The organism is Roseomonas aerilata DSM 19363 (assembly GCF_000711725.1).
Taxonomy (GTDB): domain Bacteria; phylum Pseudomonadota; class Alphaproteobacteria; order Acetobacterales; family Acetobacteraceae; genus Roseomonas; species Roseomonas aerilata.
Genome location: NZ_JONP01000100.1, coordinates 1 through 6,160, shown reverse-complemented (window position 1 = coordinate 6,160; position 6,160 = coordinate 1). Strand labels below are relative to the sequence as shown.

Here is a 6,160-nt window from a genome sequence, read left to right as displayed (position 1 = left end):
GCGCTGAAGGGCATAGACCAGCCGGACGGTGCCGATCCCACCCTGGTCCGGCGCATCTCGGCGGCGGAGATCGAGGCGGCGGTGGTGGGGCAGGTACGGGCCCTACTGCGCCAGCCGGAGATCATCGTCGGCACCTGGGCGGCGGCACGGGCCAGCGACCCGGACCTGACCGAGGCAGAGACACGCGACGCCCTGCACCAGCTCGAGCCGCTCTGGGACGAGCTGTTCCCGGCCGAGCAAGCCAGGATCGTGCGGCTGCTGGTGGAGCGGGTCACTGTGTCCAGCACGGGCGCGGACATCCGGCTTCGAGTGGAAGGGCTAGCTAGCCTCGGGCGGGATCTTGGGGCAGGCACCGCAGCCGAGATGGAGGCAGCAGAATGAGCACTCCGGCGAGCCTTACGATCCAGGTGCCGCTGGCGATACGACGCCGGCCAGGGCGGAAGACAGTGGTGACACCGGAGGGGAGGGGAATTGGAGCCGCCCCGGCAGCCTCAATCTCCACCCGCGCTGATCCTGCGCTGGTGAAGGCACTGGCCCGCGCATTCCGGTACCAGCGGCTACTCGACGAGGGGCAGTACGCGTCCGTCACCGAGATGGCGGAGGCGGAGAAGCTGGACCGGGGCTACATGGGACGGTTGCTGCAGCTGACCTTGTTGGCACCGAAGCTTGTGGAGGCGTCGCTCGATGGGCGGATGTCCGAACGGCTCGACCTGCCGTCATTGCTGAAGCCACTTCCACTGAGCTGGAAGCAACAGGGCATCGTACCTAGCTGAAACGAGCGCCGCACACCTCGAGGCTGTCCAATCAGGGCCGCTTTGCGCCCGTGGAGGTCATTCAGGTGGCTCGGCCGGCTTCGCCAAAGCGGACGTTCGGATTCACGCATGAGAGATGTTGCCTGGCCCGATGCTCCTCTAGCCCGCCGCGGCTCTCCGGCAAGCCATGCCTCGCGCCGTACCGTTCGGCGGACGGGCGCGGATTGGGCCCGCATCCAGTCCCTTCATGCCTTTCGTAGTACTGGTCACCTGTTCGGACGATAAGACCGGAACGGCACCGTCGGCGCGATGCTCGCCACGACGGATGAAGGCGCCACCTGTGTCAGCGCCGAGACCCCAAACCGCTGCCGCGAAGGAGGAGGTCTGTCATTCTGTGACGTCGACCTGCCACCGCCGGTTCGCGCGAGGAGGTTCTGCGGCAGCAGGAACTCAGTCGAGGACGTCAGCCGCATGGCCAGTGTTTGGGACCTTCCCATCATTCCCAGCGAGCAGATTTGGAAACAGAGTTATTCAACCAGCGATTGTTGATTGGTCGGGCAAGGGAATAACGGCAGTCTGATTACCCGCGCCGGTTGAACTTCAAGCGTGCAGATCCTGCGTATTTAACCGTGCGTTTGTACTAAGGAGCAGCGCAGAAATACTGCCCTAAACGTGAATTGCGCACTGAGGGGAAAACTCGAAATGGTGGCCTGACGTTACCAGCTTCTGGAAGTTGTCTCGTTGGAGTTTGTCTTACGTGGCGCAATCAGACGGCAAGTTTCCCGCGGAGGCTCGCGATGAGACCTCCGCGCCGGTGATCCGAACGGGACCAGCAGAGAGAATCAGCCCCTCCATCCGATTGGTTCCTGAGCCCGGGGAACGGACGGCGCCAACAGATACCGATCCCGGCGCCTTCGCCGCGGTCCCTCCTCCTCCCGTGCCTCCGGCGAAGCTCACGGAGGAGAAGCGAGGAATTTCGGGGAGGGTCTCAAGGGTTGCGCTGGCCGTCGCTGCCCTGGCGGTTGCTGGCTACTTCGTATGGGACCGGTTCTTCGCGCTCGGCAGCACGAACGCCGTCCTCAGCGGAACGCCGCTCGCGCTGCGCGCCCCTATCGACGGCGAACTGCGCCTGAACCCCATCCCGCCTGGAACGATCCTTGAGGAGCGTGCCGCGATCGGCACCATCGTCAACACGCGGCTGGACTCCAGTCGGGTGAACGACATCGTGGCCCAGGTCGCGGCCGCCGAGCAGGAAATCGACCTGATCCGCCGCCGGATCGCCGACGCCGAGCAGGAGGCCACAGACGCGCTGGCGCAGGCATCCTCGTTCCAAAAAGCCAAGATCGAGCAGATCGGCGCACGGCTGGACGAGAGTGAGGCGCGCATCCGCAACACGCAGGCGCGGCTCCGGGAGGCGGAGGGCATCAGCGGCCGGAACGAGCAGCTTCTGCGCTCGGGCGTTGCGACCGTGGCGGTGGTGGAGCAGGCCCGCCGGGGGCTGGAGGTGGCCCGCGGCGAGCTGGAGGTTGCGCTCCGCCAGCGGCAAGCCATCCGCGTAGAACTGGACGCCGCCGCCCAGGGAATCTTCACGGGCGAGACGGGCACGAACCGGTCGGCGTCGCAGCAGCAGTACGATCGGATGCGGCAGCAGCAGCGCGAGCTGTCCGCCCAGTTCGCCGACCGGCAGGCCCGGCTCGACTTCCTGCGTGGGCAGCTGATGACGGAGCGTTCCCAGATCGCCCTCCGGAGCAACGCCCAGCTCGAGGTGCTCGTGCGCAGCCGGCTCATCCGCGTTCAGGCGCAGTCGGGCGAGTTCGTGCGGCAGGGCCAGGAGGTCGCAAGCCTCATCGACTGCACGCGCCCGCTCGTGACGGTCGAGGTCAGCGACCGCATCTTCCGCTCGCTCCGCATGGGGCTCACCGGCACCTTCGTCCCGGCGGGCGGCGGGCAGGCTTACCAGGGGAGCATCGTCGAACTCCAGGCGCCTCTGAGCAACCAATCGGGCAACGGCGGGCAGTATCGGGCTGTCATGCAGATCAGCGAGCCTTCCTTCGCGGCCGAGTGCCAGACCGGCCGGGCCGGTCGGGTCAGCTTCTAGCGCCCGGGAGGAGGACCGCGCGCATGGACGAACTGGCCTGGGCCATCGCGCCCATGTTCGCCGTCGGCGGATCCGCGGCGCTGGTGCTGCCGTGGATCGACCCGGACAACCGGCGCGCCAGACTTATCGGGGCGGCGGTCACGGCCGCCCTCCTGCTGCGCTATATGTGGTGGCGCACAACCGGTTCCCTCCCGCCCTGGGAGGGCACGCCAGGCAACGTGATCGCCTACGCCTTCTACGCAGTCGAGATGACGAGCTCGATTGCGGGCCTCCTGCTCATCCACGTCCTGAGCAAGACCGTGAACCGCAGCCAGGAGGCGACCGACCATCCGCCCACCTCCTTCCCGGGCGGTGCGCCTCTCATCGACGTGCTCATCCCGACCTACAACGAGAAGGAGGACATCCTCTATCGCACCATCATTGGGGCGCTGAACCAGGAGTACCCCCGCTACCGGGTCTGGGTGCTCGACGACAAGCGCCGCCCGTCCATGCGGGCGCTCGCGGAGCGGCTGGGCGCGAACTACCTGACGCGCCACGAAAACTCGCACGGCAAGGCAGGCAACATGAACAGCGCGCTCCGGCACCTGTTCGCGCTGGACCAGCCGCCCGACGTAATCGCCGTCCTGGATGCCGATTTCGTGCCCACCCCGCAGTTCCTTTGGCGGGCCTGCGCCCTGCTTCACGATCCCAAAGTCGTGGTGGTCCAGACGCCGCAGCACTTCTTCAACGCCGATCCCGTGCAGCTGAACCTCGGCGGCGCCCGCATCATCCCTGACGAGCAACGCTTCTTCTTCGACGTTATCCTCGCCTCGAAGGACGCGCACGGGACAGCCTTCAGTTGCGGCACATCCGCCCTGGTGCGGGCCTCCTTCCTCAAGGAGATCGGCGGCTTCCCGACAGAGAGCGTGACCGAGGACCTCCTGCTGTCGCTCAAGGCCAGCGCCTGCGGCTACGTCACCCATTACCTTAACGAGCCGCTGAGCGTCGGGCTCGCGCCCGAGGGTTTGCACGAATACTTAACGCAGCGAGGGCGGTGGTGCCTCGGCACCATGCAGATCGTCCGAACGAAGTGGGGGCCCTTCTCGGTTGGCCCGGTACCGCTGATGATGCGGCTGCACACGATGGATACGGTGCTGTTCTGGACCGTGGGCTCGCTCGTCCGTATCCTCAGCCTTGTCATACCAATCCTCTACTGGTGGACCGGGCTGGTGGTCATCGAATCCGACCTAGGCAGCATCCTAAGCCATCTCGGTCCTTACTGGCTGTGGTGCGTGATCTTTCTCGGCTGGGTCAGCCGCGGTCTCAACGTGCCGGTGCTGGCCGAGGCCATGTCGCTCCTAGTTTGCACCGAGGCGATCAAAGCCAGCTTCATCGGGCTCTTCGGCTCGAAGAACCAGAAATTCAAGGTGACAGCCAAAGGAACCAGCCGCGGCTCCACCGTCGTGCAGTGGAACATCATTGTATGGTACCTCTGCCTAATCGTCCTCACCGTTGGCGGCATTTTCCTGAGCGCGACGCAGGGGCCCCTCGGGGATACTCCCGCCCAGATCGAGGCGATGAACCTGTTCTGGAGCGTTTACAACATTGTCACGCTCTTCGTAGCCTGCATGATCTGCATCGAGCGCCCGCGGCACGCGGCCGAGGAGCGGTTCGACGCGGACGAGCCGTCGCTGGTAGCGGCCGGGGGCGAGCAGATCGCCGCCCGGCTGCGGGACCTCTCAATCACGGGGGCCAGGGTCGAGATGATTGCTTCCTTCCCTTTCCCGGGCGACCGGGGCATCAGCGTGCTCATTGAGGGTGTCGGCTGGGTGCCCGCGCGGATCATGCGCAAGACGGGGGACAGCCTCATCCACGTCGAATTTGGCGCCTCGCCGGAGCAGCGGGACGCGATCACCCGCAAGCTGTTCTCCGGAGGTTACGCCCGCTCCGTCACGCACATGAGCGCGACCAAGCTGGCGCAGACCATAGTCCGGCGGATAGTGACATAACCTGCAGCGTCGACCCAGATAAGAAAGATGCTGCAGGCTAGGGACGTCGAAGCGGAATAGAAACTAAGAAACGGCTGTGTGAACCGGTCCACCCCGCCTCACGTCGCTATTCAACAGCTGCTTCAATCATAGGGACCTAACCCAGGCAGATCGTGAGTCAGGGCGGGCATAAGCAGCCCACGTATTAGCTAACTGCCAGGGTTGAAAGCCGCCTTTAGGTCGGAACCACCGGTGGTCTGGAACCTGACGAATGGCGGCCTTTTGTGCTCTCCACCCAGCAGCGTACAGGCAGCTAACGGCCTATTCCGTTGAAAAACGCGGCGGTTGATCGGGGCCGCTTCTGCTGATTCCCTGTGTTGAGTAGCAGGGGCCAGGCACCATGATGGGACCGCGGCAAGTCGAGCAGGCGGCTCTGCTCTACGAGTTCTCGCTCGAGGATCATGTCCCAGCGAGCCATCTTCTTCGATCATCGACCGCTTTGTGGACCTGTCGGGTCTCCGGCGGGAGCTGGCGCCATTCTACAGCTCGACCGAGCGACCGTCCGTCGATCCGGAGTTGATGATCCGGATGCTGATCGTCGGCTACTGCCTCGGGATCCGCTCCGAGCGACGTCTGTGCGACGAGGTCCACCTCAACCTGGCCTACCGCTGGTTCTGTCGGCTCGACCTCAATGGCCGCGTGCCCGACCACTCCACCTTCTCCAAGAACCGGCACGGCCGCTTCCGCGACAGCGACCTTCTGCGCCAGCTGTTCGAGGCGGTGCTGTCGCGCTGCATCCAGGAGGGTCTGGTCGGTGGCGAGGGCTTTGCCGTCGATGGCAGCCTCATCGCGGCCGATGCCAGCCGTCAGAAGGGCGTCGAGGCCGCCGAGTGGAAGGCGCCAGAGGCCGCGAACCGGGCGGTGAGAGAGTACCTGGCCGTCCTCGATGACGCGGCTTTCGGTGCCGCGACGCCCGTGGTGCCTAGAGCACTTCCACATCACTCGAACGCATAGCCTGAGTTAACGAGGTAGTTCCTGCACTCGGCTGGGGTGAAGGTATCGAGTAAGCGCCCGATGGTAGTCCAGAGGGCCTCTCGGGTGCGGGCCGCGGCATTGCGGAGCAGCGCCTTCAGCTTGGCGAAGGCTTGCTCGATGGGGTTCAGATCGGGGCTGTAGGGCGGCAAGTAGAGCAGGCTGGCGCCGGTGGCCCGGATCGCCTCGCGTACACCGGCGACCTTGTGTGCGGGAAGGTTGTCCAGGACCACCACGTCGCCCTTGGCCAGGACGGGCGTGAGGAACTGCCCGACATAGGCAAGGAAGGCCTCGCCGGTCATGGGCCCGTC

General features: G+C 65.4%; 4 protein-coding genes and 2 pseudogenes. 5 read left to right on the top strand and 1 reads right to left on the bottom strand.

The genetic code is table 11. From position 1 onward, the window contains the following. The 5 genes and pseudogenes from BO39_RS33850 to BO39_RS28800 form a co-directional block, all read left to right on the top strand. Positions 1-381: pseudogene (locus BO39_RS33850) on the top strand (recombinase family protein); the annotation flags it as partial. Next, positions 378-773: a hypothetical protein gene (locus BO39_RS28815; RefSeq protein ID WP_043840250.1), complete on the top strand. Its 396-nt coding sequence runs from the start codon at positions 378-380 to the stop codon at positions 771-773. The pseudogene BO39_RS33850 and the gene BO39_RS28815, both read left to right, overlap by 4 nt. A gap of 916 nt (positions 774-1,689) precedes the next feature. After that, positions 1,690-2,850, top strand: coding sequence for an HlyD family secretion protein (locus BO39_RS28810; protein ID WP_043840248.1), 1,161 nt, complete (start codon positions 1,690-1,692; stop codon positions 2,848-2,850). Between the two features lie 23 nt (positions 2,851-2,873). Further along, positions 2,874-4,838 carry a glycosyltransferase gene (locus tag BO39_RS28805; RefSeq protein ID WP_052403011.1) on the top strand — a complete coding sequence of 655 codons (1,965 nt, stop codon included), beginning with the start codon at positions 2,874-2,876 and terminating at the stop codon, positions 4,836-4,838. A gap of 379 nt (positions 4,839-5,217) precedes the next feature. Beyond that, positions 5,218-5,804 (top strand): annotated as a pseudogene (locus BO39_RS28800) (transposase); the annotation flags it as partial. A gap of 11 nt (positions 5,805-5,815) precedes the next feature. On the opposite strand, the gene BO39_RS28795 reads toward BO39_RS28800, so the two are convergent. Continuing rightward, the coding region (locus BO39_RS28795; RefSeq protein WP_043840246.1) for an IS630 family transposase at positions 5,816-6,160 on the bottom strand (345 nt) is incomplete at its 5' end.

What these genes read in the sequence shown, in the direction of transcription:
- BO39_RS28815 (WP_043840250.1), top strand. Translation starts at nt 378, where the DNA reads ATGAGCACTCCGGCGAGCCTTACGATCCAGGTGCCGCTGGCGATACGA.
- BO39_RS28805 (WP_052403011.1), top strand. Translation starts at nt 2,874, where the DNA reads ATGGACGAACTGGCCTGGGCCATCGCGCCCATGTTCGCCGTCGGCGGA.